The 25,426-nt window shown below is 66.3% G+C and carries 17 protein-coding genes; 11 read left to right on the forward strand and 6 right to left on the reverse strand.

Annotated elements, in window-relative coordinates; translation table 11 throughout:
- Positions 1 to 44: 44 nt before the first annotated feature.
- Positions 45 to 530 carry an Lrp/AsnC ligand binding domain-containing protein gene (locus AC56LH_RS10300; RefSeq protein ID WP_499645856.1) on the reverse strand — a complete coding sequence of 162 codons (486 nt, stop codon included), beginning with the start codon at positions 528 to 530 and terminating at the stop codon, positions 45 to 47.
- A 112-nt stretch (positions 531 to 642) separates the two neighbouring features.
- Between AC56LH_RS10300 and AC56LH_RS10305 the strand changes: the two genes are divergently transcribed.
- The 6 genes from AC56LH_RS10305 (at position 643) to gudD (ending at position 7,626) form a co-directional block, all read left to right on the forward strand.
- Positions 643 to 1,926 (forward strand): D-amino acid dehydrogenase, encoded by a 1,284-nt coding sequence (locus AC56LH_RS10305; protein ID WP_499645857.1) that lies wholly within the window; start codon positions 643 to 645, stop codon positions 1,924 to 1,926.
- 13 nt (positions 1,927 to 1,939) lie between these two features.
- Positions 1,940 to 3,040, forward strand: a complete 1,101-nt coding sequence (gene alr / locus AC56LH_RS10310) for an alanine racemase (protein WP_499645858.1) — start codon at positions 1,940 to 1,942, stop codon at positions 3,038 to 3,040.
- 92 nt (positions 3,041 to 3,132) lie between these two features.
- Positions 3,133 to 4,017 (forward strand): LysR family transcriptional regulator, encoded by an 885-nt coding sequence (locus tag AC56LH_RS10315; protein ID WP_499645859.1) that lies wholly within the window; start codon positions 3,133 to 3,135, stop codon positions 4,015 to 4,017.
- Positions 4,018 to 4,173: 156 nt separating this feature from the next.
- Positions 4,174 to 5,247 carry a porin gene (locus AC56LH_RS10320; RefSeq protein ID WP_499645860.1) on the forward strand — a complete coding sequence of 358 codons (1,074 nt, stop codon included), beginning with the start codon at positions 4,174 to 4,176 and terminating at the stop codon, positions 5,245 to 5,247.
- A 30-nt stretch (positions 5,248 to 5,277) separates the two neighbouring features.
- Positions 5,278 to 6,246 carry a Bug family tripartite tricarboxylate transporter substrate binding protein gene (locus AC56LH_RS10325; protein WP_499645861.1) on the forward strand — a complete coding sequence of 323 codons (969 nt, stop codon included), beginning with the start codon at positions 5,278 to 5,280 and terminating at the stop codon, positions 6,244 to 6,246.
- 39 nt (positions 6,247 to 6,285) lie between these two features.
- A complete protein-coding gene (gene gudD / locus AC56LH_RS10330) occupies positions 6,286 to 7,626 on the forward strand; it encodes a glucarate dehydratase (protein WP_499645862.1) in 1,341 nt (446 codons plus the stop codon).
- On the opposite strand, the gene AC56LH_RS10335 is transcribed toward gudD, so the two are convergent.
- Positions 7,627 to 8,340 carry an SOS response-associated peptidase family protein gene (locus tag AC56LH_RS10335; protein WP_499645863.1) on the reverse strand — a complete coding sequence of 238 codons (714 nt, stop codon included), beginning with the start codon at positions 8,338 to 8,340 and terminating at the stop codon, positions 7,627 to 7,629.
- A gap of 98 nt (positions 8,341 to 8,438) precedes the next feature.
- On the opposite strand from AC56LH_RS10335, the gene AC56LH_RS10340 reads away from it, so the two are divergent.
- Entirely contained in the window at positions 8,439 to 11,639 is a 3,201-nt protein-coding gene (locus AC56LH_RS10340) for a hybrid sensor histidine kinase/response regulator (protein WP_499645864.1), read from the forward strand.
- A 55-nt stretch (positions 11,640 to 11,694) separates the two neighbouring features.
- Here the strand turns inward: AC56LH_RS10340 and AC56LH_RS10345 are convergent, their stop codons facing one another.
- The 4 genes from AC56LH_RS10345 to AC56LH_RS10360 are packed head-to-tail and all read right to left on the reverse strand — an operon-like array spanning position 11,695 to position 16,314.
- Complete coding sequence (locus AC56LH_RS10345) at positions 11,695 to 13,275, reverse strand: chemotaxis protein CheW (protein ID WP_499645865.1); 1,581 nt, start codon at positions 13,273 to 13,275, stop codon at positions 11,695 to 11,697.
- A gap of 17 nt (positions 13,276 to 13,292) precedes the next feature.
- Positions 13,293 to 13,784 (reverse strand): chemotaxis protein CheD, encoded by a 492-nt coding sequence (locus AC56LH_RS10350; RefSeq protein WP_499645866.1) that lies wholly within the window; start codon positions 13,782 to 13,784, stop codon positions 13,293 to 13,295.
- Positions 13,781 to 14,599 (reverse strand): CheR family methyltransferase, encoded by an 819-nt coding sequence (locus AC56LH_RS10355; RefSeq protein WP_499645867.1) that lies wholly within the window; start codon positions 14,597 to 14,599, stop codon positions 13,781 to 13,783. The genes AC56LH_RS10350 and AC56LH_RS10355 overlap by 4 nt, the downstream gene beginning before the upstream one ends.
- 17 nt (positions 14,600 to 14,616) lie before the next feature.
- The gene (locus AC56LH_RS10360; protein WP_499645868.1) at positions 14,617 to 16,314 is read right to left on the reverse strand and encodes a methyl-accepting chemotaxis protein; all 1,698 of its coding nucleotides are present in this window, start codon (positions 16,312 to 16,314) and stop codon (positions 14,617 to 14,619) included.
- Positions 16,315 to 16,634: 320 nt separating this feature from the next.
- Here AC56LH_RS10360 and AC56LH_RS10365 point away from each other — a divergent pair, with 320 nt between their 5' ends.
- The 4 genes from AC56LH_RS10365 to AC56LH_RS10380 all read left to right on the forward strand — a co-directional run bounded on the left by AC56LH_RS10365 (position 16,635) and on the right by AC56LH_RS10380 (position 25,209).
- A complete protein-coding gene (locus AC56LH_RS10365; RefSeq protein WP_499645869.1) occupies positions 16,635 to 17,186 on the forward strand; it encodes a hypothetical protein in 552 nt (183 codons plus the stop codon).
- A 109-nt stretch (positions 17,187 to 17,295) separates the two neighbouring features.
- Positions 17,296 to 18,606, forward strand: a complete 1,311-nt coding sequence (locus AC56LH_RS10370; RefSeq protein WP_499645870.1) for a hypothetical protein — start codon at positions 17,296 to 17,298, stop codon at positions 18,604 to 18,606.
- Positions 18,607 to 18,727: 121 nt separating this feature from the next.
- Entirely contained in the window at positions 18,728 to 23,515 is a 4,788-nt protein-coding gene (locus AC56LH_RS10375) for a hypothetical protein (protein WP_499645871.1), read from the forward strand.
- Between the two features lie 14 nt (positions 23,516 to 23,529).
- Positions 23,530 to 25,209 (forward strand): hypothetical protein, encoded by a 1,680-nt coding sequence (locus AC56LH_RS10380; protein WP_499645872.1) that lies wholly within the window; start codon positions 23,530 to 23,532, stop codon positions 25,207 to 25,209.
- Positions 25,210 to 25,426: the final 217 nt, after the last annotated feature.

Here is a 25,426-nt window from a genome sequence, read left to right on the forward strand (position 1 = left end):
GATTGAATTGTCCGGTCAGTATAGAGCCGCTGTCCCACCTTCCCCTAGCGCGGAATCGATAGCGCCAGCGTCTCCTTCAGTTCTTCCATCACCACATAGCTTTTCGACTGGCCCGCATCGGCCACGTGCAGGATGTCGCCCAAGAGACGGCGGTATTCGGACATCTCGGGGATACGCGCCTTGATCAGGTAATCGAAGTCGCCCGACACCAGATGGCATTCGAGCACCTCGGGAATGGCCAGCATCGCGCGCCGGAAGCGCTCGAAGGCCTTGTCCGATTTCTGGTGCAGGTTGATCTCGACGAACACCAGGATCTGCATGCCCAGCGCCTGCGGATTGACGCGCGCGTAGTAGCCCATGATCACGCCATCGCGCTCCATGCGCTTGACGCGCTCGATGCAGGGCGTCAGCGACAGCCCGACCTGCTCGGCCAGGTCTTTCATGACGATCCGCGCATCCTCCTGCAGCACCGCCAGGATGTGCAGGTCGATGCGGTCGAGGATGCGGTTTGACGCCTTTTGTACGCGCATGGAGAAACTCCGTAATTTTTGCTGAAAACTGCCGTATTAACAGAAACAATTATCAGGCTTCTGGCGGTACGATGGCAAGCTTTACCAAATCCTGATTCTTTTCGAGGAAATTATGCGTGTCATCGTATTGGGCAGTGGCGTGGTCGGCGTCACCACCGCGTATTACCTGGCCCTGGCCGGGCATGAAGTCACCGTGATCGACCGCCAGCCCGGCCCCGCCCTCGAAACCAGTTTCGCCAATGCCGGCCAGATCTCGCCCGGCTACGCCTCGCCGTGGGCCGCGCCCGGCATTCCGCTGAAAGCCGCGAAATGGCTGTTCCAGCGCCACGCGCCGCTGTCGATAAAGCCCGACGGCACGCTGTTCCAGCCGCAGTGGATGTGGGAGATGTACCGCAACTGCGACCCGGCGCGCTACGCCGTCAACAAGGAGCGCATGGTGCGCCTGGCCGAATACAGCCGCGATTGCATGCGCCAGCTGCGGCGCGACACCGGCATCGCCTACGAAGGTCGCCAGCAAGGCACCGTGCAGCTATTCCGCACGCAGCAGCAGTTCGACAGCGCCGCCAAGGACATCGAGGTGCTGCGCGAAGCCGGCGTGGCGTACGAAGTACTGCAAGGCGCGCAGCTGGCCGCAGCCGAACCCGCGCTGGCCAATGTCGCCCACAAGCTGGTGGGCGGCCTGCGCCTGCCGAACGATGAAACGGGCGACTGCCAGCTGTTTACCACCCGCCTGACCGCCATGGCGCGCGACCTGGGTGTGCGCTTCGAATTCGACACCACCGTGCGCCGTCTGGAGCAGGCCGGCGGCGAGATCACCGGCATCGTCACCGACAAGGGCGTATTGACGGCCGACCGCTATGTGCTGGCCACGGGCAGCCACACGCGCGCCCTGCTGCAGCGCTGGTTCCCGGTGCCGGTGTATCCGATGAAGGGATACTCGCTGACCGTGCCGATCGTCGACGCGGCGCGTGCGCCCGTCTCGACCATCCTCGACGAAACCTACAAGATCGCCGTGACACGCTTCGATGACCGCATCCGCGTGGGCGGCATGGCCGAGCTGTCGGGCTTCAACCTCGACCTCAACCCGCGCCGCCGCGAAACGCTCGAACTGGTCGTCAACGACCTGTTCCCCGGCGCGGGTGATACCGCGCAGGCCAGCTTTTGGACCGGCCTGCGGCCGATGACGCCGGACAGCACGCCGATCGTCGGCCCCACGCCACTGCGCAACCTGTTCCTCAACACGGGCCACGGCACGCTGGGCTGGACCATGGCGGCCGGTTCGGCGACGGTCATCGCCGACCTGGTGGGCGGCAAGACGCCGGCGATCCGCGCCGACGACCTGGCCGTGTTCCGCTATGCCGGTGCGCGCGACGTTTCGCCTGACGCCGAACTGTAGCGGAACTGAGGCAATGCCGTCCGCAACGCGCGCTGGCGCGTATCTCACCGTCGACCTGCACGCGGTGCGGGCCAATTACCGCCATCTGCGCACGCTCGGTGGCGTCGAATGCGGCGCCGTGCTCAAGGCCGATGCGTATGGCCTGGGCATGGCGCCAGTGGCCGCCGCGCTGGTGGCCGAAGGCTGCCGCACGTTCTTCACGGCGCACCTGGATGAGGGCATTCGTCTGCGCACGCTACTGCCGGCCGGGACCACCATCTATGTGATGCACGGCGCGATGCCCGGCGCGGCGCGCGACTGCCTGGCGCACGACCTGGTACCGGTGCTGAACGATCCGGGCCAGCTCGACGAGTGGCGCGCACTGGCGCGGGAAACCGGCCACGTGCTGCCGGCCGCGCTGCAGTTCGACACGGGCATGGCGCGCATGGGCCTGGCGGGCGCGGATGTCGAGCGCCTGCGCCAGGACCCGGCCTGGCTGGAGGGCCTGCGCCCGCAACTGGTCATGAGCCACCTGGCTTGCGCCGACGAAGCCCAGCACCCGATCAATGCGCACCAGCGCCAGCGTTTTGACGCTGTGCGCGCGCTGTTTCCCGGCGTGCCGGGCAGCCTGGCCAATTCGTCCGGCGTGTTTCTTGGCCCGGCCTTTCACCATGACCTGCTGCGCCCGGGCGCAGCGCTGTACGGCATCCACCCGCAGCCGGGCGGCGTCAATCCGCTGGCGCAGGCGGTGTCGCTCGCTGCGCGCGTGGTGCAGCTGCGCAGCATCGACGCCGGCGACATCGTCGGCTACGGCGCGCGCTACGTGGCACCGGGCCCGCGCCGCATCGCCACGATCGCCATCGGCTACGCCGACGGCTGGCTGCGCGCGCTGAGCGGCCGCTCGTACGCATACGTCGACGGCGTTGCCGTGCCGTTTGTGGGCACCGTGTCGATGGACAGCATCACGCTGGACATGACCGGCGTGCCGGACGGACGCATTGCGCCGGGCCAGAGCGTCGACCTGCTGTGCGCGCAGCAGACGGTGGACGATGTGGCGGCGCAGGCCGGCACGATCGGGTACGAGGTGCTCACGCGCCTGGGCAGCCGTTTTCACCGGGAGTACATCGGCTTGTAACCCGCGGCTTGTAACCCGCGGGCCTTGATCCATCCTTCACGGGTTACACTATTCGCCCGGCGACCTGCCGTATTCTGGTGAAGAGGTAACCCTTGTTTGAAATCAGCCAGCTGCGCTGCTTCGTCGCGGTCGCCGAGGAGCTGCACTTCAGCCGCGCGGCGGAACGTCTGAACATGACGCAGCCGCCATTGAGCCGCCAGATCCGGCTGCTCGAACACAGCGTGGGCGTGGCGCTGCTCGAGCGCACCAGCCGCTCCGTCACGCTGACCGCCGCCGGCGCGGCCTTCCTGCCCGAAGCGACACGCATTCTGCGCCTGGCGCAGGAAGCCGCGGTCAAGGCGCGCCGCACCGCCAGCGGCGAACAGGGTTCGCTGACGATTGGCTTCAGCGCCGCATCTGGGTACAGCCTGCTGCCGGCCGTCGTGCGCGGCATCCGCCAGGCCTGTCCCCAGGTCGCCCTCAATCTCAAGGAACTGGTCAGTACGGCGCAGGTCGAAGCGCTGAACGCCGGTGAAATCGACCTTGGCCTGATGCGTCCCCACACCATCAACAGCGAACTGGAAAGCATCCTGATGGTGACCGAATCGCTGATGCTGGCGATCCAGGAAAGCGACGCCCATCTGTGGCCGGAGGCCCCGACGCTGGCGTGCTGTCACGGCAGGCCGTTCGTCATGTACTCGCCGTACGAGGCGCGGCCGTTCTACCAGATGCTGAGCGAACGGTTCGCAGAGGCCGGCGTGGTGCCCGACATCGTCGAGCACATCGGCCAGGTCCACACGATGCTGGCCCTGGTCGGCGCCGGGATGGGCGCGGCCCTGATCGCGGAAGGCGCGGCCCGACTGAAGTTCGAAGGCATCGTCCTGCGCAAGGTGGCCACCGACCCGGTCCACCTGGTGGCCACCTACCGGCGCGACAATGACAATCCTGTTCTGACACTGCTCAAGCAACAGGTACTGGCGCCGTTCCACCCTGCCTGACGGCGGCATTGATTCAATTCCTGTATTGGTGGCGACAGCCTTTGGATTGATTCGGCATTGATCTCCGCTCTATGATGAACCTAGCCCCAGGCAAGCGACTGCTGAAGGCTGCGTACGGATCACATAAGGTCCGACCACATAACAAAGGAGACAGTCTTGAAAACAGCAGCAGCGCTTGTCCTGTTACTGGGCGCCGGCACGGCCCATGCCCAAACGTCCGTCGCGTTCTACGGCCTGGTGGACGCCGCCATCGTCGTCGAGGATGGCGGCACCGCCGGCCGCGTCACCAAGGTCACCAGCGGCGCCGCGGCCGCATCGCGCTTCGGGCTGCGCGGCGTGGAAGAACTGGGCGACGGCATGGCCGCCTTCTTCACGCTCGAAGGCGGCACTAAGATCGACACCGGCGAAATCGACGCCGCCGGCACCATCTTCAATCGCCAGGCCTACGTCGGCTTGCGCACCAAGGCAGGCTCGGTGGCCCTCGGGCGCCAGTACACGCCGTATCACACGGCGATGGTCTCGATCGTCGACCCGTTCAACACCGGCTACGCGGGAAGCGCCAAGAGCCTGTTCCCCCACAACGGCACCAATATCCGCACCAGCAACACGATCACCTACGCGACGCCGAAGAAGAACGGCTTCGACGGTGAACTGGCCTACAGCGTGGGCGAGCAAAGCCGCTCGGCCGCGGGCCGCCAGTTCGGTGGCGCGATTGGCTACGCGGCTGGCCCGCTGGCCGTGCGCCTCGTCTACAACAACAAGAATACCGATGTCGCGGCCAATGGCGCCACACCTGCGGTGGACCGGTCGATCGGCCGCAACATCCTGCTTGCGGCGTCGTACAACGCCGGCTGGATCAAGCTGCACTCGGGGATCAGCAGCGACAAGGGCGACAACGCCGCGCCGCTGATCAATCCGAACAACCCGTATGGCGGCGTGCGGCCGACGCCATCGACGGATGGGCGCAGCTACCTGCTCGGCATCTCGGCGCCGGTCATCGGCGGCACGCTGCTGGCGTCGGTCCTGCACAAGGACGACCGCACCCGTTTCAATCAGGATGCCAATGCCTGGGGCATCGGCTACCTGTACGCGCTGTCCAAGCGCACCGGCCTGTACGCCGCCTACGGCCACGTCGACAACCGCAACGGCGCCGGCTACACGGTGGCGAACAATACCGAATCGGGCAGCGGCGACACCGCCTACAACCTGGGCGTGCGCCACAGCTTCTGAATTCTGACACCATAACAACGAGGAGACACAATGACGATCCGTACCAAGGTTTCATCCCTGTTCATCGGACTGGCAATTCTGGGTACCGTGCAGGCGGCCGGTTTTCCCGACAAGGCAATCAATGTCGTCGTGCCGTTCCCGGCGGGCGGCTCCACCGACGCCATCGCGCGCGCCATCGGTCCGAAGGTCAGCGCCAAACTGGGCCAGCCATGGGTGGTCGATAACCGGCCGGGCGCCACGGGCGCGCTGGGCGGCGGCTATGTCAAGCGCGCGGCGCCCGATGGCTACACGTTGATGGTCGCCTCCATCGGCGTGTACTCGGTCAACCCGCTGCTGCAAAAGACGCTGCCCTACGATCCGTCGAAAGACTTTGACTTGCTGACCGTGGCCGTGCAGGCGCCGAACGTGCTGGTGACGAATGCCACCGTGCCGGCCACCACGGTCGCGGACTTCGTCGCTTACCTGAAGAAAAATCCGGACAAGATCACGTTCGCCACGTCCGGCGCCGGCAGCTCGGACCACCTGACGACGGCGCTGTTCTGGCAAAAGACCGGTACCTCGGGCCTGCACGTGCCATACAAGGGCGGCGCACCGGCGATCACCGACCTGCTGGGCGGCCACGCCAACGCATCCTTCCAGAACATCAACGTCGTCCTCAGCCACATCAAGGCCGGCAAACTCAAGGCGCTGGCCGTCACGGGCAGCAAGCGCTCGGCGGTGCTGCCGAACGTGCCGACGCTGGGCGAAGCCGGCGTCAAGGAAGTCGACGTCTATTCGTGGCAAGGCATTGCGGCGCCGAAGGGCTTGCCGAAGGATGTCAAGGCCACGCTGCACGCGACGATCACGGGCGCGCTGCACGATCCGCAGATTGCCGCCAAACTGACCGAACAGGGTTTCGAGGTTGTCGCCTCGACGCCCGAGCAGTTCGCCAGGTTCCAGGCGCAGGAGCTGGCGCGCTGGCGCGAGGTGATCGTCAACGGCAAGATCACGCTGGACTGACGCCAGATTCGTTCACCACTTATTTACAAGCAGCCCATCATGTCCCCTACTTCGGCAAATGCCCCCGTCATCACCAGCCTGCGCGTCGTCCCCGTCGCGGGCCAGGACAGCATGCTCCTGAACCTGAGCGGCGCGCACGGCCCCTGGTTCACCCGCAATATTGTGATCCTGACCGACAGCGCCGGCAATACCGGCCTGGGCGAAGTGCCCGGCGGCGAAAAGATCCGCCAGACCATCGAGGATGCTGGCCCGTTCGTCATCGGCGCCACGCTGGGCGACTACAACAAGGTGCTGAACGCGATGCGCAGCGCGTTCGCCGACCGTGATCTTGGCGGCCGCGGCCTGCAGACGTTCGACCTGCGCACGACCATTCACGCCGTCACGGCCGTTGAATCGGCAATGCTCGACCTGCTTGGCCAGTTCATGGGCGTGCCGGTGGCGGCGCTGCTGGGTGAAGGCCAGCAGCGCACGGCAGTCGAAATGCTCGGCTACCTGTTCTACGTGGGCGACAGCGGCAAGACGCCGCTGGGCTACCGCAGCGAGGCCGATGCGGTCGATCCCTGGCTGCGCCTGCGCAACGAGCAGGCGCTCACGCCGGAAGCGATCGTGCGCCTGGCCGAAGCGGCGCGTGAGCGCTACGGCTTCAATGACTTCAAGCTCAAGGGCGGCGTGCTGGGCGCCGATGAAGAGATGGAAGCGATCGTCGCCCTGCACGAGCGCTTCCCGCAGGCGCGCGTGACGCTCGACCCGAATGGCGGCTGGCTGCTGGCCGACGCCATCCGCGTCTGCCGCGACAAGCACGACATCCTGGCCTACGCCGAAGACCCTTGCGGCGCCGAGAACGGCTACTCGGGCCGCGAAGTGATGGCCGAGTTCCGCCGTGCCACGGGCCTGCGCACGGCCACCAACATGATCGCGACCGACTGGCGCCAGATGGCCCATGCGATCCAGCTGCAGTCGGTCGACATCCCGCTGGCCGACCCGCATTTCTGGACCATGCAGGGCTCGGTGCGGGTGGCCCAGTTGTGCGAGATGTTCGGCCTGACCTGGGGCTCGCATTCGAACAATCACTTCGACATCTCGCTGGCGATGTTCACGCACGTGGGCGCCGCCGCGCCGGGGCGCGTTACGGCCATCGACACCCACTGGATCTGGCAGGATGGCCAGCACCTGACCAAAGAACCGCTACGCATCGAAGGTGGCATGGTCCAGGTGCCGGCGCGCCCGGGACTTGGCATTGAACTGGATGCCGACAAGCTCGAGGCCGCGCACCAGGCCTACAAGAACCTGGGCCTGGGGGCGCGCGACGATGCGGTGGCGATGCAGTACCTGATCCGGGACTGGAAGTTCGACAACAAGCGCCCCTGCCTGTTGCGCTGATCAGAACAACTCGCCGTTGACAGGCAGTGGCGCCGCGGTCGGCGCCGAGGCTGACAGCGCTGCGCGCCTGGGCGCCAGCGGCGCCGGCCACGCCGTCATCGCCTCGGCCGGGAAATGGCGCAGGAAGCTTTGCGCCACGTCGAGGTCGCGGCTGCCCAGCCAGTCGCGCACCTCGTCGTCACCCAGCAGCACCATCGAGCGCTTTTCGTCGCCCGGCCGGTGCATGCGGCGCATCAAGGGATGCGTGTCGGCGTTGATCGTGATCTGCGTGAAGGCACTGGTCATGCTGCCGTCGACCTCCTGCCATTCGCGCCACAACCCCGCCACCCAGAACAATGATTTGTCGCGCATGCCGATCGCCGTGCGTTCGGCGCGGCCGCTCTCGTAGCACGGCTCGTAAAACCACAGCATCGGCACCGCGCACAGTTGCAGGCGGCGCCAGGCCGACGCGAACGAACGGCGCGCGACCAGCGATTCGGCGCGCGCGTTCATCGTGTCGAACGGTTTCACGTCGGGCGGGATATGGCGGCGCGGGACCATGCCATAGCTCGCCACGCGCGCCTGCGGCGCCAGCCCGGGCGCGGCGCACAGGATCGGCGCATCGTAATCCTTCCACGTTTCTTCGGGCCACTGCCAGTCGCGCGGCAACTGGCTGAACGCGCCAATGCGGCCATTGAACATCTCGGGCGTTGGGGGATGGTAATTCACGCACATGGCTCTACTCCAGAATATTTCTTTTCAGTAATTATGCGTCACGGCTCAGCGGTCAAAGTGTAAAATAATCGCGTCCATTTTTTAGCATTTTACCCACGATGCCAGCCAGCCTGCCCTTCCTGCCCGAAATCGACGAAACCTCACGCCTGATCCTGGCCTACCCGTGGCAGAGCACCAGTCTCGGCCCGATCGACGCCTGGCCCACTGTACTCAAGACCACGGTCGCGCTGATCATGGCCACGCCCACGCCGATCGTCACGCTGTGGGGCCCGGACGGCTACATGATCTACAACGATGCTTACCGGGTATTCGCGGGCGGGCGCCATCCGACGTTGCTGGGTTCAAAAGTGCGCGAAGGCTGGCCCGAGGTGGCCGCGTTCAACGACAACGTGATGCGCGTCGGGCTGGCGGGCGGCACGCTGAGCTACCAGGACCAGGAACTCACGCTGCACCGCAGTGGCGCGCCCGAGCAGGTCTGGATGAATCTCGACTATTCGCCGATCCGCGACGGGGATGGCGTGATTACCGGCGTCATGGCGGTGGTGGTCGAGACCTCGAGCAAGGTCAAGGCCGAACGTCACATCCTGGCCGAGCGCACGCGTCTGCAGACGATGTTCGAGCAGGCGCCGGGCCTGATCTGCCTGCTCGATGGCCCCGAGCACCGCTACGCGCTGGCCAACGAGGCCTACCGCACGCTGACGGGCGGCCGTCCCCTGCTCGGCATGCCGGTGGCGCAGGCCTTGCCCGAGCTGGCCGCACACGGCCTGGTCGAACAACTCGATCGCAGTTTCGCCGCTGGCACGGTGTTTCGCGCCGAAGGTGTCGAAATCGCGTTGAACAATCCCGGCCAGGACGGACCGACCCGCACCTTCATCGACGTCGTGCTGCAACCGCTGCGCAATGCCGAAGGCGCCGTGTTTGCCACCTTCGTGCTCGGCAACGACGTGACCGAACGGGTGCACGCCGAGCGCGCGCTGCGCGCGAGCGAGGCGCGCTTTCGTACCTTCGCCCAGGCCATGCCGAACCATGTGTGGGCCGCGCATGACGACGGCAGCGTCGAATGGATCAACGACCGGGTGCGCGAGTACGCCGGCTGCAGCACGTCTACCGACGAAGCGCTCGGGCTGGGCTGGCAGGCGATCGTGCATCGGGACGACATGGAACGCTACCGCGCCGTGTGGCAGTCCAGTGTGGCGACGGGCGCGCCGATCGACGCCGAAATCCGCCTGCGCCGCCACGACGGCCAGTACCGCTGGCACCTGGTGCGCGCGCACCGCTCCCCGGGCGAGGCTGGGGAAGCGTCGCTCTGGATCGGCAGCAGCATCGATATCGAAGACCAGAAGCGCGCGGCCGACGCACTGGCCTTGTCCAATGCGAGCCTGGAAGAACGGGTCGAACGCCGCACCGCCGAACGTGACCGCATGTGGCGCTTGTCGAAGGACATCATGCTGGTGGCCGACCTGCACGCCACGCTGTTCGCCGTCAATCCGGCCTTCACGGCCATCCTCGGCTGGACCGAGGCCGAAGTGCTGGGCACACCCATGCTCGCCCTCGTGCATCCCGATGACCGCGCCCTGACGGCGCAGCAGATGGAGGCGCTGCGCGCCGGGGGCCAGGTGTACCGCTTCGAGAACCGCTGGCAGCGCAAGAACGGCTCGTGGTGCAACCTGTCGTGGACCGCGTCACCCGACCTGCAATACGTGCACGCCGTGGGCCGCGACATCAGCGCCGACCTGGCGCAACTGGAAGTGATGCGGCGCACCGAGGCGGCGCTGCAGCAGTCGCAGAAGATGGAAACGATCGGCAAACTCACAGGCGGCGTGGCGCACGACTTCAACAACCTGCTGCAGGTCATCGGCGGCAACCTGCAACTGATCGCGCGCCGCGCCGACGGCCTGCCCGATATCCAGAAGCGCGTCCAGAACGCGATGAGCGGCGTCGAACGGGGCGCCAAGCTGGCCAGCTCCCTGCTGTCGTTCGCGCGGCGCCAGCCGCTCGAACCCAAGGCGGTCAAGATCGGCCGCCTGCTGGGCAATATGGACGACATGATGCGGCGCGCGCTGGGCGAAGAGATCGACATCGAGATGGTGATTTCGGGCGGCCTGTGGACCACCGAGGTCGACCCGGCGCAGCTCGAGAACGCGATCCTGAACCTGGCGATCAACGCGCGCGATGCAATGGAAGGCGCTGGTCGCCTGACCCTTGAGGTGGCCAATGCATCGCTCGACGACACCTACTGCGTGGGGCACCCGGAAGTGGCGCCCGGCCAGTACGTGATGCTGGCCGTGAGCGACACCGGCAGCGGCATGCCGCAGGACGTGATCGACCAGGCCTTCGAGCCGTTCTTCTCGACCAAGCCCGAAGGCAAAGGCACGGGCCTGGGGCTGTCGATGGTGTATGGCCTGGTCAAGCAGTCGGGCGGCCACGTCAAGATCTACAGCGAAGTCGGTGAAGGCACTACGATCAAGATTTATTTGCCCCGTTCCCTGCAGGTCGAAGATCACGCGGGCGAGCCGCTGCTGCAAGCGGTCACCGGGGGGCACGAGACGGTGCTGGTGGTTGAGGACGACGAGCAGGTGCGCCTGACGGTGGTCGACATGCTGACCGACCTCGGTTACCGCGTGCTGCGCGCCAACGACGCCAGCGCCGCGCTGACGGTGGTCGACAGCGGCATCCACATCGACCTGCTGTTTACCGACGTCGTGATGCCCGGCCCGCTGCGCAGCCCGGAGCTGGCCAAAAAGACGCGCGAGCGCTTGCCGAACGTGGCGGTGCTGTTCACGTCGGGCTATACCGAGAACGCGATCGTGCACGGCGGCCGGCTCGACGCCGGCGTTGAACTGCTCGGCAAGCCGTACACGCGCGACAACCTGGCGCGCAAGGTGCGGCATGTGCTGTCGAACCAGCAGCAGAAGAATGCGCTGCTGGCGGCAACCTTGCCCCCGGCGGCGTCAGTGCCGGCAACGTCCAAGGCGCGCGTGCTGCTGGTGGAAGACGACGACGCCATCCGTGAGAACACGGCGGAACTGATGCGTTTTCTGGGGTACGAGGTGCTGGAAGCGGCCGATGCCGAAGCCGCGCTGGACTTGCTGGACCGGGCGCCCGACATCGTGCTGACCGACCTGCACCTGCCGAACATGCAGGGCGATGAACTGGCCCTGAAGATCAAGGCGCGCCTGCCGCAGACGCGCATCGCGTTTGCCAGCGGGGCCAGTCACGCATCGAACGTCGCCGATGCGATTCTGGCGAAGCCGTACGATGCGCAGCAGCTCGAGGCGTTGCTGGCGCGGCTGGCTTGATGCACAAATAAAAAAGGCCCCGCAGGGCCATTGAATCAGTTGGAGGGCGCGCAGCTCAATGCACCGCGCCCAACTGCTCGCGCAGCGTGACGATGAACTTCTCCTTGTCAAACAGCGTCAGCACGTCCTCGTGCCCGTCGATGCCGGGCACTTCGAGTACTTCGGCGCTGTCCTGGCGCATGTCTTGCGGGCCGTTCACGCGCAGCAGTTGCGGTGACGGGCGACGCTGCGTGTCCGGCAGCGACAGGATGGTATCGACGCGGTCGACGATCAGCCCGAAACGCTCGCCATCGTGCTTGAGTACCAGGATGCGGCGCGCTGCATCCGTCGCCGGCGCGGCCGCCAAGGGCGTCATGCCGTACAACAGGCGCAGGTCGATGACGCACACCATCTGCTGGCGCACCTGCATCATGCCGTGCACGCAGGCCGGCATCCCGGGCGGGCGGGTGACAGTGCCGTCGAAATCGACGATCTCGCGCACCTGGCTGATGTCGGCGGCCCAGCCGGTATCGAGCGAAAACGCCAGGTACACGTGGCGCGCGCCGGTCATCTTGCGGGCAGCGCAGGCAGCGCTGGCTTCTTGTGCGTACAGGCGGCGATGGCCGGCGCAGATGTCGCTCACTTCGGACTCCGAGAAAAGATGGTCATGGGCCAGGAACAGGCTGTCGCCCAGTTCGGCGTTGGGCAGGCAGCCGCGGTACATCGCGCCGCGCGCGGTGCCCAGCAGCGGGATGGGCAGGATGTCGGTGTCGAAGTACGGGCGGATGTCGTCGACCGCATCGACCAGCAGGCCCAGTTGCTCGTCGCCGATGCGCACGATCAGCACGCGCGCATCCAGGGGCTCGGACTGCGACGGGCCGCACCCGAGCAACGCGCCGAAATCGACCACGCCGACCGGCACGCCGCGCAGGTTGAGCCAGCCCTTGCACAGACGCCCTACCATCACCGATGGCAGCAGTTCCGGCACGCGCATGATTTCCTGGATCGCTTCCATCGCCAGCGCGAAACGCAGGCCGCCGACGGTAAACGAGATGCACTTGCGGCCCTGCGCCTGGCGCAGAAAGCGCATGCGCCAGGCGTCGCGCGCCACGCTGGCATGGGCGCGCACTTGCGGCACGTTATCGATCCGCACCAGCGCATCGGCGTCGAGCAGTTGCAGCACGCGCGCGCCATCGGCCAGCGTGATCGTGCCGGCGATGACACCGCGCGACGCGCTGTCCTGCCAGTGCAGGCCGGCGCGCTGCTCGGGGCGCACGCGCAGCACTTCGCTGGTGGCGTCGAACACCAGACCGACCTGGATGTCGTCGACATCGATGATCGTCACGCGCTGCTCGCCCGTCACACCCGGTGCGGCCGGATCGAAGATGCGGGCCAGATTCAGCAGCGGGATCGCTGCGCCGCGCAGCGTGAAGATGCCCTCGAGGCAGCGTGGCGACAGCGGGATCGGCGTGATCCGTGCCGGCATGCCCACTACCTCGCGCACATTCAGTGCCGGCAGCGCAAACTCCTGGCCCGCCAGGAAGAACGTGCCCACCACTTCCATGCCGGCCGCTTCGCGCAGCACGCGCGCGGCCCCCGCCATCTGTTGTTCGATGGCCGTCACGGCCGCGTCGACATCGCTCATGGTCTCAGTCATCAATGCAGTCTCCATCTTCATGCCGCCACCGCCTGCTGTTCGCGCGCGATGCGCACCACGCTGAACGTCTGTTGGTCGCAATCGATCGACAGGCGACGGCCCTGCGAGCCACCGACGTCCTGGAACCGCACCTGCAAGCCGCGCAGCGACAGGTGCGAACGGGCCGCTTCGACGTTGCGGGTGCCGACCGCGCCACCCAGTGCGCGCAGGTTCAGCATGCGGGCACCGCCGGCAATGACGACATCGACTTCGGCATACTGCTCGCGCCGCACGCCCATCAGCGCCAGCAGGCGCGGTACAGCGGCGCTCACGTAACGCGCCGAGTCCTCGCACGCCTCGACGCCGTCCGGAAGGAAGCAGTGCGCGAGACCGCAGCGACCCTGGTTACGCCAGATCATGCCGATCCCGACGCACGAGCCGAGCAGCGCAGTCAGGACCTGGTGGCCGTGGCCGATCTGCATCTGGCCGGACAACACGTACGACATATTGCTCAGGCTTTGCATACTCATGATGGTTCTCCACCGATACGATAAACATGGGCCTGCTCGAACGTGAACGCGGTCTGCAGGCGGGTGATGGATTCCTGCTCACCCAGGACCAGGCGGGCGTCCGGCCGCATTGCGGCCTGGGCGCCGGCGAGCACCTGCTGCTGGTGCTCGCCGTCGAAATAGATCAGCACATTGCGCAGCATGACGAGGTCGAAGGCGGCGCCCCGTGGCGGGCGGCCCAGCAGGTTGTGCTGGTCGAAGCGCACGTGCTGCGCGACGTCGGGATTGACCTGCACGCCGTCGCCGTGCGGCGCCAGGTACTTGTGGAACAACGTCGGACGATCGGCCTCGAAGCGCGCCACGCTGCGACCGCGGTAGGCGCCGGCGCGGGCCGTGGCCAGCGCTGCATGCGAGATGTCGGTGCCGAGGATCTCGAAACGCAGGCCAGGAGCCTGCGTTTGGTATTCGAGGCAGCTCATGGCCAGCGAATAGGCCTCTTCGCCGGTGGCGGCAGCGGCCGACCAGATGCGCAGCGGCGCCGCGCGGCCCTGCGCCGCGAAGGCCGGCAGGAACGTCTCCGACAGCCAGGCCCAGACAGCCGGCGTGCGGAAGAACACCGTATCGTTGGTGGTCACCGAGTCGATGAACGACGTGACCTCGGTGCGGTCGCTGGCCAGGCGCTCGATGTAGCCGGCCCACGAGGCGATGCCCAGCGCGCGCAGGCGCGGGAGCAGGCGCCCCTGCAGCAGCACGCGCTTGTGCTCGTTCATCGCGATGCCCGTGTGCTGGCGCACCAGGGCGATCAGGGCGGAGAGATGGTCGTCGCGCAGTTCCATGGCCGTTTCCTCGTGCTTCAGACCACGAAGCGGGCGACAGTGTTGTTCAGGTGGGTGGCGTGCTCGTTCAGGCCCTCGGTCGAACGGGCGATGCTGTCGCACGAACCGGCCGAACGCTCGGTTTCCTGGGCGATGTAGAGGATCGCGGCCGAGACTTCCTTGGCCGTGAGCGACTGCTCGCTGGCGCTGTCGGATATCTCGGCGATCGCCAGCGAGGTCTTGCCGACGCCGCTGGTGATGCGGTCGAACGCTTCGCTGGCCTGGCGCGAGATTTCGCTGCCCTGCGCCACGCGGCGCACCGATTCGTTGATCAGCTTCGAGATTTCCTTGGTCGCCTGCGACGAACGCTCTGCCAGCTTGCGCACTTCGTCGGCCACGACCGAGAAGCCCAGGCCGTGCTCACCGGCGCGCGCTGCTTCGATGGCCGCATTGAAGGCCAGCATATTGGTCTGGCCGGCGATCTCGCCGATGACCTTGACGATCTCGCCGATGTCTTCGGACGACTGGTTGATCATCGCCATCGCTTCGATCGAGCGGGCAATCGCCTTGGCGCCGATTTCCGCTTCGTCGCGGGTCGACTGGGCCAGGCTGTTGGCTTCCTGCGTGCTGCGGGCAATCGTGTTGATCGAGGCGGTCAGGCCGTCGACCGAGGCGTTCATCTGTTCCACCGTCGCGCCCAGCGCCTGGGCGCTGGCGGCGACCGTGTTGGAGCGGTCGGCGATGCTGCGCGACGAGACATTGAGCTTGCCGGCGGCCGAGACGGCGTCGCCGATCACGCCGCGCAGGTCGCCGATCATCTTCATGACGCCGCGGCCCAGTTCATCGAGCGGCTCGGTGCCGCCCGTGTCGATCGTGCCGGTCAGGTCGCCGGCCGAGGCGCGCGCGACCTGCTCGAGCAGCAGACCGACCTTGCGGCGCTCGTCTTCGGCGCGCTGGACGGCAGCTTCTTCGAGCATCACCTGGGCAGTGATGTCGGTGGCGAACTTGACGACTTTGACCGGCTTGCCGTTGGCGTCGAAGATCGGGTTGTAGGTCGCCTGGATCCACACCGTCTTGCCGTTGTTGCCGTGGCGCTTGTAGCGGCCGGCGTCGAATTCGCCGCGGTTGAGCTTGCCCCAGAAGCGGCGATACGCTGCGCTCGACGCGTATTCGTCGTCGCAGAACACGCGGTGGTGCTCGCCGCGCACGTCTTCCAGCGCGTAATCGAGCAGGTCGAGGAAGTTGGCATTGGCGTCGAGCAGCACGCCGCTCATGTCGAATTCGACCACGGCTTGCGCGCGGCCGATCGCCGACACCAGGCCGGTCGTCTCGGCGGCGCGGATTTTCTCGGCCGTGATGTCGGTGGCGAACTTGATGATTTTGGACACGCGCCCCGAGCTGTCCTTGACCGGATTGTAGGATGCGTTGATCCAGAATTCGCGCCCGCCCTTGGCGATGCGCTTGTACTCGGCGCGGTCGGACTTGCCAAGGCCAAGGTCTTGCCAGAAACGCGCATACGCGGGCGAATCGATCAGCTCGCGCTCACAGAACATCGAGTGATGACGTCCTGCCAGCTCGGCGTCCGTGTACCCCGTCACGCTCAGGAAGTTGTCATTCGCACGCAGGATGTTGCCGTTCAAATCGAACTCGACGATAGCTTGGGCGCCGTCGAGCGCCGAATAGATCGCACGCAGGTCTTGCAGCGCATCAGGCGATTCCAGATAGATCGTTTCCATATATTCAATGAAAGAAGTGGGGAGGAGCGCCGGGGCCACACGACGCAGCAGAGGCATGGGCGAATGATGCACCATTTGGCAAACACAGTAAATCCAGCAAATCCAATGTATTGATTCTGCATGCCGTTTTGTTGCCCTGTAACAACGCCACCGCAGCGCAGAGATGCTGTCCCTCTCTTATCGCAGCGTATTCGTCGCACAACGACCAAGGGAAGTGTTTTCCTGAAACAACTAAATCGAACAAAACGAAATATTTTTCTTGAGAAAGTCAGCAAATTCGATAAAATTCACCTCATCGACAATCCAGTAAATACGAAACCATGACGAACCCGACAAACAACCGTACGAACCCCGCCAACCCGCTGTTCATGCGCTGGCTGACGGTCTTGCTGTTCTGGACCGTGCTGCTCACCGGCACCAAAGCGTTTGCTGCCGATTCCCAGGCCGTTGACGTGCGCCTACAAGCCTTCCAGGTCGTGGCCCAGAACAAGGGCAGCGAAAAGCTGGTGCCTGCGACCGAGGCCAATCCTGGCGACACCATCGAATACCAGGTCACCTACCAGAACAACGGCAAGTCGGCCGCGAAGGGGGTCGCGGCGACGCTGCCGGTGCCCGAAGGCGCGATGGTCTACCTCGACGGCAGCGCAGCGCCAAAAGCGGTCCAGGCCAGTCTCGATGGCAAGCAGTTCAGTCCCCTGCCCCTGACCCGCGAAGTCATGCGCAACGGCCGCCGAACAGTCGAACCGGTGCCGCCCGAGCAATACCGCTTTTTGCGCTGGGAGCTCGGCGATCTCGCACCCGGCAAGGCGGCGACCGTGACGTCACGCATGCGTGTCGGCGTCCCGCCCCTGAACCGACTCGCCGGCTCATAACACCCTGAAATACCTGACGTTTCGACGTCGCTCCGTCACACCGCAAAGATAGTTGCCTTTTTATTAACTAAATACGTACTTACCCACGTCCCCTGACAAGGAAGCAGCCATGAAAACCCGTCTCAAGCTCGTCGCCGCAGCAGCGCTGCTGGCATCCACCAACGGCGCCTATGCCGCCACTGCGGCCGGCACCCAGATCACCAACCAGGCGACCGCCACCTATAACGATTCCACCGGCACCAGGACGGTCCAGTCGAATACGGTCATCACGACCGTGCAGCAGGTCGCCAGCCTGACCATGCCGGCCGGTACCGCCAAGAGCGCCGGCGCCGGCACCTCGGTCAGCTACGCCCACAGCGTGACCAACACCGGTAACGGCAGCGATACCTTCGCGCTGTCGCAAACCAATACCGGCACGCTGAACATGACCGGCGTCGTGTTCTATGCGGACGCCAATGGCGACGGTGTGGCCGACAATGCCATCCCGATCACCACCACCGGCGCGCTGGCTGCCGGCGCCACCTTCCGCTTCGTGGCCGTTGCCACCCTGCCGGCCGGCGCCGTCAACGGCAACACCAACGTACTGACCGTACGCGCCACCAGCGGCTTCAACGGTGCAATCACCGCCGCCAGCATCGACACCACCACGGTCGCCGCCGGCGCCGTGATCGACATCACCGCCAACTCGGCGGGCGCCGGCGCACCGGGCGCAGGGCCTGGCGTCGAAGCCGCGGCCGTGGAAACCAAGACCACGACGGCAGGCACGATGACCTCGTTCGTCCTGTTCCTGAACAACACCGGCGGCAGCCCCGACACCTTCAATCTGCAAGCGAGCACCGACGGCACGTTCGGCACGCAAATCCTGCCACCCGGCTGGACCGTGGTCTTCAAGGACGCCAACGGCGCGGTCATCACCAACGCCACTGTTGTCGCCGGCGCCAATGTGCGCGTGACGGCCGAAGTGACGCCGCCGGCCGGCACCGCACCAGGCACGACCGACCTGTATTTCCGCGCCCTCTCGGGCACCACCGGCGTGGCCGACCGCATCCACGAGGCCGTCACCGTTGCCGCTGCCGATTCGCTCGTCGAACTGGTCAAGACCCAGGCCCTGGATGCCAACTGCGACGGCACCGCCGATACCGCGTTCAGCAATGCACCGATCGCGTCGGGCGCCGTGCCGGGTGCCTGCATCCGCTACACCATCGTCGGCACCAACAAGGGCGCAACCACCATCACCGCGATGGTCATGACCGACGTGATCCCAGCCAACACGACGTACCACGCCACGGCCACTGCCACCACCGGTCTGGGCGCGATCCTCGCGCCACTGGCCGGCGCGACCGGCAGCGTGTCGGCCACCGTTGGCAACCTGGCCCCGGGTCAGTCCAACACGATGTCGTTCGGCGTGAAGATCGACTAAGTCTCCTGACCTTGTAATCCATCGCCCCCCAACCGCAGCGCCGCACCGGCGGCGCTGCCTTCATATTTCCAGACTCCCGCGCGCCATGACGACCCTCCTCCGACACCTCGTATTGATTTGCATGAGCCTGGTCCTGTGGTTGGTTGGCGACGCGAACGCCTCCATCGACAACCGTGCCAGCGCGACCTTCGTCGGCGCGGCCGGCAACAGCCTCACGATCGAATCGAACACCGTGCGCGCCGTGCGCCCGGATTCGATCACGTATTTCACCTCGGCCGCCTACAGCCGTGTGGCGCGCGCAGCCGAACTCAACGGCAACCTGTTTCTTCAGGTCGATGCCGCCGAATGCAACAAGGACAGCAATGTGGCCGAACAGGTCAGCGTCACGCTGACCTCCACGCTGACGGGCGACCAGCAAGCCTTCCCGGCGAGCGAGACGGGGCCCGACACCGGCGAATACCGCTTCAGCGCCGTCGCTGCAAGCCACCGCGACGACCAGGACCATGACGACGACGCTGCCGACGGCATCATCGAAGTCATGAAAAACGATACCCTGCTGGCCACCGTCGCAGGCTGTGGCAGCGGCATGATCCAGACCGCAATCCTGGTTGACCCGATCGGTATCGTCTACGACAGCCGCAGCAACCTGCCGCTGCCCGGCGCAACCGTCACCCTGATCGACATCACCGGTGCCGGCAACGGCGGTGCGCCCGGCGCCGCGGCCCGTGTCTTCGGCGTGGATGGCGTCACGCCGGCACCGAGCACCGTTATCACCGACGGCGGCGGCATGTACCAGTTTCCACTGGTCGCACCGAGCCTGTATCGCCTGCAGGTGACGCCACCGTCGAACTACGGCTTCCCGTCGAAGCGCGCCATCGGTGAGCTGCCGGCCGGGCGCACCACCAACCTGTACGGTTCGTTCGGTGGCGAGTTCATCGTCAGCGAAACCAGCGGCGTCGTCACCATCGACGTGCCACTCGACCCGATCCCGGGCGTGCTGTACCTGGAAAAAAATGCGTCGCGCGCCGTTGTCGAAATCGGCGACGTACTCGACTACACGGTGCGCGTCCACAACACCGCCGAACAGGCGCTGGTGGACGTGGTGGTCGAAGACCGCCTGCCTGCCGGCTTCTCGTTCGTGCCGGGCACGCTGCGCATCGACGGCGCCCCCGTAACCGACAAATTCGAAAACCGCGGCCCGACGCTGCGCATTCCGCTCGATACGCTGGCGGCCAGGTCAAACCGGGTGCTGCGCTACCGCGTGCGCATCGGCGCCGGCGCGCTGCAGGGCGATGGCATCAACCGCGCCCAGGCCACCAGCGGCGCCCCGCTGGCCCTGGTCTCGTCGGTGGCCGCGGCCAAAGTCAAGGTCGAAGCCGGCATCTTCAGCAGCAAGGGCTTCATCCTGGGCGACGTGTTCGCCGACTGCAATGTCAACGGCCAGCGCGACCTGGGCGAACCGGGCATCCCCGACGTGCGCATCTACCTGGAAGACGGCAGCTTTTCGCAGACCGATGCCGATGGCCGCTACAGCTTCGCCGATGTGGCCCCGCGCACCCACGTGGCCAAGGTTGATCTGAGCACGATGCTGGCAGGTCGGCTGGCGGTACTGTCGAACCGCAATGCAGGCGACGCCGGCAGCCGCTTTGTCGACCTCAAGGACGGCGAACTGGCGCGCGCCGATTTTGCGCTGAGCGGCTGCAATCCTGATGTGCTCGAGGCAATCAAGGCCAGGGCCGCCCGCCTGCGCGCCGTGCTGGCTTCGGCCGCCGTGCTGACCGCCCCAACTCCTGCCGCCGCGAAAGCCGTAGCCGAGCTGGATCTGGCCAAGGTCACCAACCGCCTGGGCTTCATCGGCCTGACCGACGGCGCCATCCTGCCGCACGCCCAGCCGACCATCCGTGTCAAGGGCGGCGCCGGTTCAAGCTTCACGCTGCTCGTGAACGGCGTGGCCGTGGACGACAGCCATATCGGCAAGCAGGACACGGTGGCAGCGCAGGCACTCGAGCTGCGCGACTATGTCGGCGTGACCCTGAAACCCGGCCACAACCTGATCGAAGTGCGCGAAACCGACAGCTTCGGCAACCCGCGCGGCAGCAGCGTCGTGGACGTGGTGGTGCCGGGCGCCCTGGCACGCGTGTCGGTGGCCCCGCTCGCCGAATCGGCCCCGGCCGATGGCCGCTCGCTGACGATGGTCGCGGTGCGCCTGGAAGACACGAACGGCGTGCTGATCGCCGAACGCACCCCGGTCACGCTGGACGCCAGCGCCGGGCAGTGGGACCAGCCCGACCTCGATCCACGCGAGCCGGGCTACCAGGTCTTCGTCGAAGGCGGCAGCGCCGAATTCGCCCTGCGCAGCGCGCCGGACGCCGGCGAAGCCCGCCTGCAAGCCACCAGCGGCCTGCTGCGCGCCAAAAACACCCTGCGCTTCCTGCCGGCCCTGCGCCCGATGGTGGCAGCCGGTGTGGTCGAGGGCGCCTTCAGCCTGAACCGCAGCCGCGGCAATACCGCCACCCCGCTGCGCGATTTCGACGGCTTCGAAGACCGCCTGCGCCACGTGGCGGGCAGCGAGAGCGTCAACGCCGGCGCCCGCGCCGCGATGTTCGCCAAGGGCCAGGTCGGCGCCGATACGCTGCTGACGATGTCGTATGACTCGGACAAGGACACCGAGCCGAAGATGTTCCGCGACATCAACCCGTTTGCGTTCTACCCGACCTACGGCGACGATGCGCGCCGTGGCTTCGAGGCGCAATCAGCCGGCCGCCTGTACGTCAAGGCCGAGCGCAACCGCTCGTACCTGATGTTCGGCGACTTCGTGCCGCCGGGCGTCACCCCGGCGCGCAACCTGGGCGCCTACAACCGCAACCTGACGGGCCTGCGCCAGCACGCCGAACTCGATGGTCTGACAGTCGACTCGTTCCTGAGCTACGACCGCACGCGCCAGATGGTCGAGGAATTCGCTGCCAACGGCACCTCGGGCCCGTTCCTGACCGGCGGCGGCCTGATGGTCATCAACAGCGAGCGCATCGAAATCATCGTGCGTGACCGCGACCAGACCGGCGTGATCCTGTCGCGCCGCGCCCTGGTGCGCTACGTCGATTACGACATCGATCCGCTCACCGGCCGCATCCTGCTGCGCGCCCCGGTGCCGAGCCTGGACGAAAACCTGAACCCGGTCAGCCTGCGCCTGGCGTACGAAGTCGACCAGAACGGCGCGCGCTTCCTGGTCGGCGGCGTCGCTGCCCAGTACCAGATCGGCAGCCACGTCGAGGTCGGCGCCAGCGCCGTCGAAGACCGCAACCCGGCCGCCCCGACCCGCCTGGTCAGCGTCAACGCCAGCGTCAAGCCGGACGAAAAAACCGTCGTCGTCGTCGAAGCGGCGCAGATGGAAAAAGCTGGCCTGTCGGGTCGCGCCGCACGCTTTGACGCGAACCGCACCGACGGCAAGCTGGAAAGCCACCTGTTCCTGGGCCGCGCCGACGCCAACTTCGACAATCCATCGGCCAACCTGCCGAAGGGCCGCACGGAAGGCGGTGCCAATGTGCGCTACCGCTTCACCGAGCGCACCAGCGTCGGCCTGGAAGGCCTGCACACCGCCGACCTGACCACCGACGCCACCCGCAACGGCGTGCAGCTCTTCGCCGGCTACACGTTCGAGAATGGCCTGCAGGCCGAAGTGGGCATGCGCCATTCACGTGAAGAAGGCGGCGCCAGGGTCATCGTGGCCCAGCCCGACCTGACCAGCGTGCGCGCCAAATTGGGCATGCAAATCCCTGGCCTGCCGCAGGCCGGCGTGTTCGTCGAAGGCGAACAGGATATCCACGACAATGGCCGCCGCATGGTGGCACTGGGCGGCGACTACCGCTTCGCCGGCGGCAGCCGCGTGTACGGCCGCCATGAACTGATCAGCAGCCTGGGTTCAACCTATGCGTTGAACCAGGGCCAGCAGCGCAACGCCACCGTGTTCGGCGTCGACACCGACTACATGCACGACGGCCGCGTGTTCTCGGAGTACCGCGCCGGCGGCACCTCGCCAGCGGGCACCGTGACCGGCGAGCGCCAGGCCGAAGCAGCCCTTGGCCTGCGCAATCTGTGGACGCTGGGCGACGGCGTGCGCGCCAACACCAGCTTCGAGCGCGTCAAGGTGCTCTCGGGCGCCAACAACAACGAAGCGATCGCGCTGACCGGCGCCATCGAAGTGAGCCGCCATCCGACCTGGACCGGCAATGCCCGCCTCGAACTGCGCCACGGCGCCGACAGCGATGGCCTGCTCTCGACGCTGGGCCTGGCCTACAAGATCGACGACAGCTGGACCTTCCTGGGCAAGAACACGCTGGCCGCCACCCGCTCGAATGCCAGCAAGACGATGCGCGTGACCGAGCTGCTGCAAAGCGGCGTGGCCTACCGGGCGCTGCAGTCGATCGGCCTGAACGGCCTGGCCAAGTACGAGTACAAGCTCGAACGCGACGACGGCCTGGCTGACCTCAAGCGCGCTGTGCACGCCGTCTCGGTCGGCGCCAACTGGCAACTGCGCCCTGATACCACCGTCAGCGCCCGCTACGCCGCCAAGATGGCGATGGACCAGTCGAGCGGCCTGTCGAACCGCACGGTCAGCCACCTGGTGGCCGGCCGCGTGACCCACGAGATCAATGCCGACTGGGACATCGGCGCCACCGCGCAGATGCTGATGGACCGCGACACGCGCGGCCGCCAGTACGCCGCCGGCATCGAGGCGGGCTACCAGCTGCAACGCAATATGTGGGTTTCGGCCGGCTACAACCTGCTCGGTTTCAAGGAACGCGACCTGGCCGGCGCCGACGCCACCGCCAAGGGCGTGTACTTCCGGGTACGCATGAAGTTCGACGAGAACACGCTGCAAGGTCTGCTCTCGGGCGACCTGCTCAAGTAATCAAGGATACCGACATGACTTTCGCACTGCTCTCTTCCCGCCTTGGCCATGCCTGGCTGCGCGTCTTCGTTGCCCTCGCCTGCCTGCTGGGCGCCCTGCCGGCCAAGGCCGACTGCACGGTGACCGGCGCCTGCATCACCGCCGGCCCGCGCCTGGCCAGCGTCGACACCGGCAAGAGCGCCCTGCTCGGCCCGCTGCTGGGCGGGATGCTCGGCAGCGGCGTTTCGCTCAATGCGGTCGACTGGAATGCGCTGGCCGGCGGCAACCTGAACCTGCTCAGTTTCCTGAACGTGCTGCAGACCAACCTGGGCGTCTCGACCCCGGCGCAGGCGCTGGGCGCCAACGTCACGCTGGCGCAGGTCGCCAACGCGCTGGCGGTCCAGGCGCAGGCCGAGGCCAGGCCGCAGCTGGCGGGGGCGTTGTCCGGCCTGGCCTCGCAACTCAATGGCGTGGGCGGCACCGTACGCCTGGGCGACCTGCTCCAGGTGACGGCCGACACCGGGTCGCTCGGCACCAGCACGGTCAATGCGCTCGACATGTTCACCGGCCTGGTCCAGCTGTACAACCGCCGCAACGTGCTGACCACACCGCAGCCGGTCGGCATCTCGGGCGGCCTGCTGGGCGCGACCGGGGTGGTCAACAACCTGCAACTGTATGCGCAGGTGATCGAGCCGCCGGTGTACGTGTGCGGCCCGACCGGCTCGACCTTCCATTCGGCCGCGATCCGCCTCAAGCTCAAGATGGACCTGGTGTCGCTGGCGCCGGCCACCAATTCGCTGGTCGGACTGGGTCTGCTGCAAAGCGCGTCGGTCGCCATCGGCAAGCTCGACGTGTATGTGGAAGTCGCGCGCGGCCAGGGCAGCTTGACCGCCGTGGACGCTGCCACCAGGGCCGTCACGCTGCAGGTGGCGCCTGGCGTGTCCGACATCTTCATCGGCAAGATCGACGACAGCGTGTTCTTCAACCGCAGCCGCGCGATTCTGGATTCGGACGTCGACTTCGGCACCATCGGTTCGCTCCAGGCCGCGGCGCTGGGACTGGTGTCGGTGAACATCCCGCTCGACATCAAGAGCATCGTGCGCGGTCAGGCGCCGTTCGCGACAAGCGTCACGATGTCGGGCACGTTCCCGCAAACGCGCACCGTGGCCTCGAGCACGACGTTCATCACGAACGCGGCCAACAGCCTGGTGACAAACCTGCAGGTGCGCAGCATGCCTGCCCTGGGCGTGGTGCAGGGCGCAGTCGAACCGCTGGTCAAGACACTGGTCAAGAATGTGGTGAGCCCGCTGATCGCGCCGGTGCTGAGTGGTGTGGCCGATCCGCTGCTCAAGCTGCTCGGCATCGGCCTGGGCGAAATCGTGGTGACGGTCGAAGGCATCTGCCAGACCTGTGACGACTTCAAGCTGACCAAGGCGGTCGACAAGGCCAACGCCACGCCGGGCAGCACAGTCCTGTATACGATCACGTTCCAGAACAGCGGCACCACGACGCTGACACAACTGAAGATCGAAGACAGCACACCGGCCTTTACGACTTACGCTGACAGCAGCTGCGGTACGCTGCCCGCCAGTCTGGCCTGCACGGTCGCCGTCAAGCCCGACGTGGGCGCGAACGGCAAGGTCGAATGGGGGATCACGGGCACACTGGCGCCAGGGGCCAGCGGCACGGTCACGGTGACTGTGAAAGTGCAATAATGCACCATTTCCCATCACCACAAGTTACAATGAAGAAACTACTTATCGCGTTTCACTATCGTAACTTGTGATAATTTGATAGATTGCTGACTTGCCTATGCGTATTAGTTGCGCATCCAGGCGGCTCCATCCGGTTTTTCCCGATGTGCTCTCAGTATGAGGACGCGGTCGGGGTGGATGATCAGCCTCTGGTCGGGAGGCTTTTAACCACCTGCAC

Source organism: Telluria sp. LT1R51-2 (assembly GCF_059685775.1).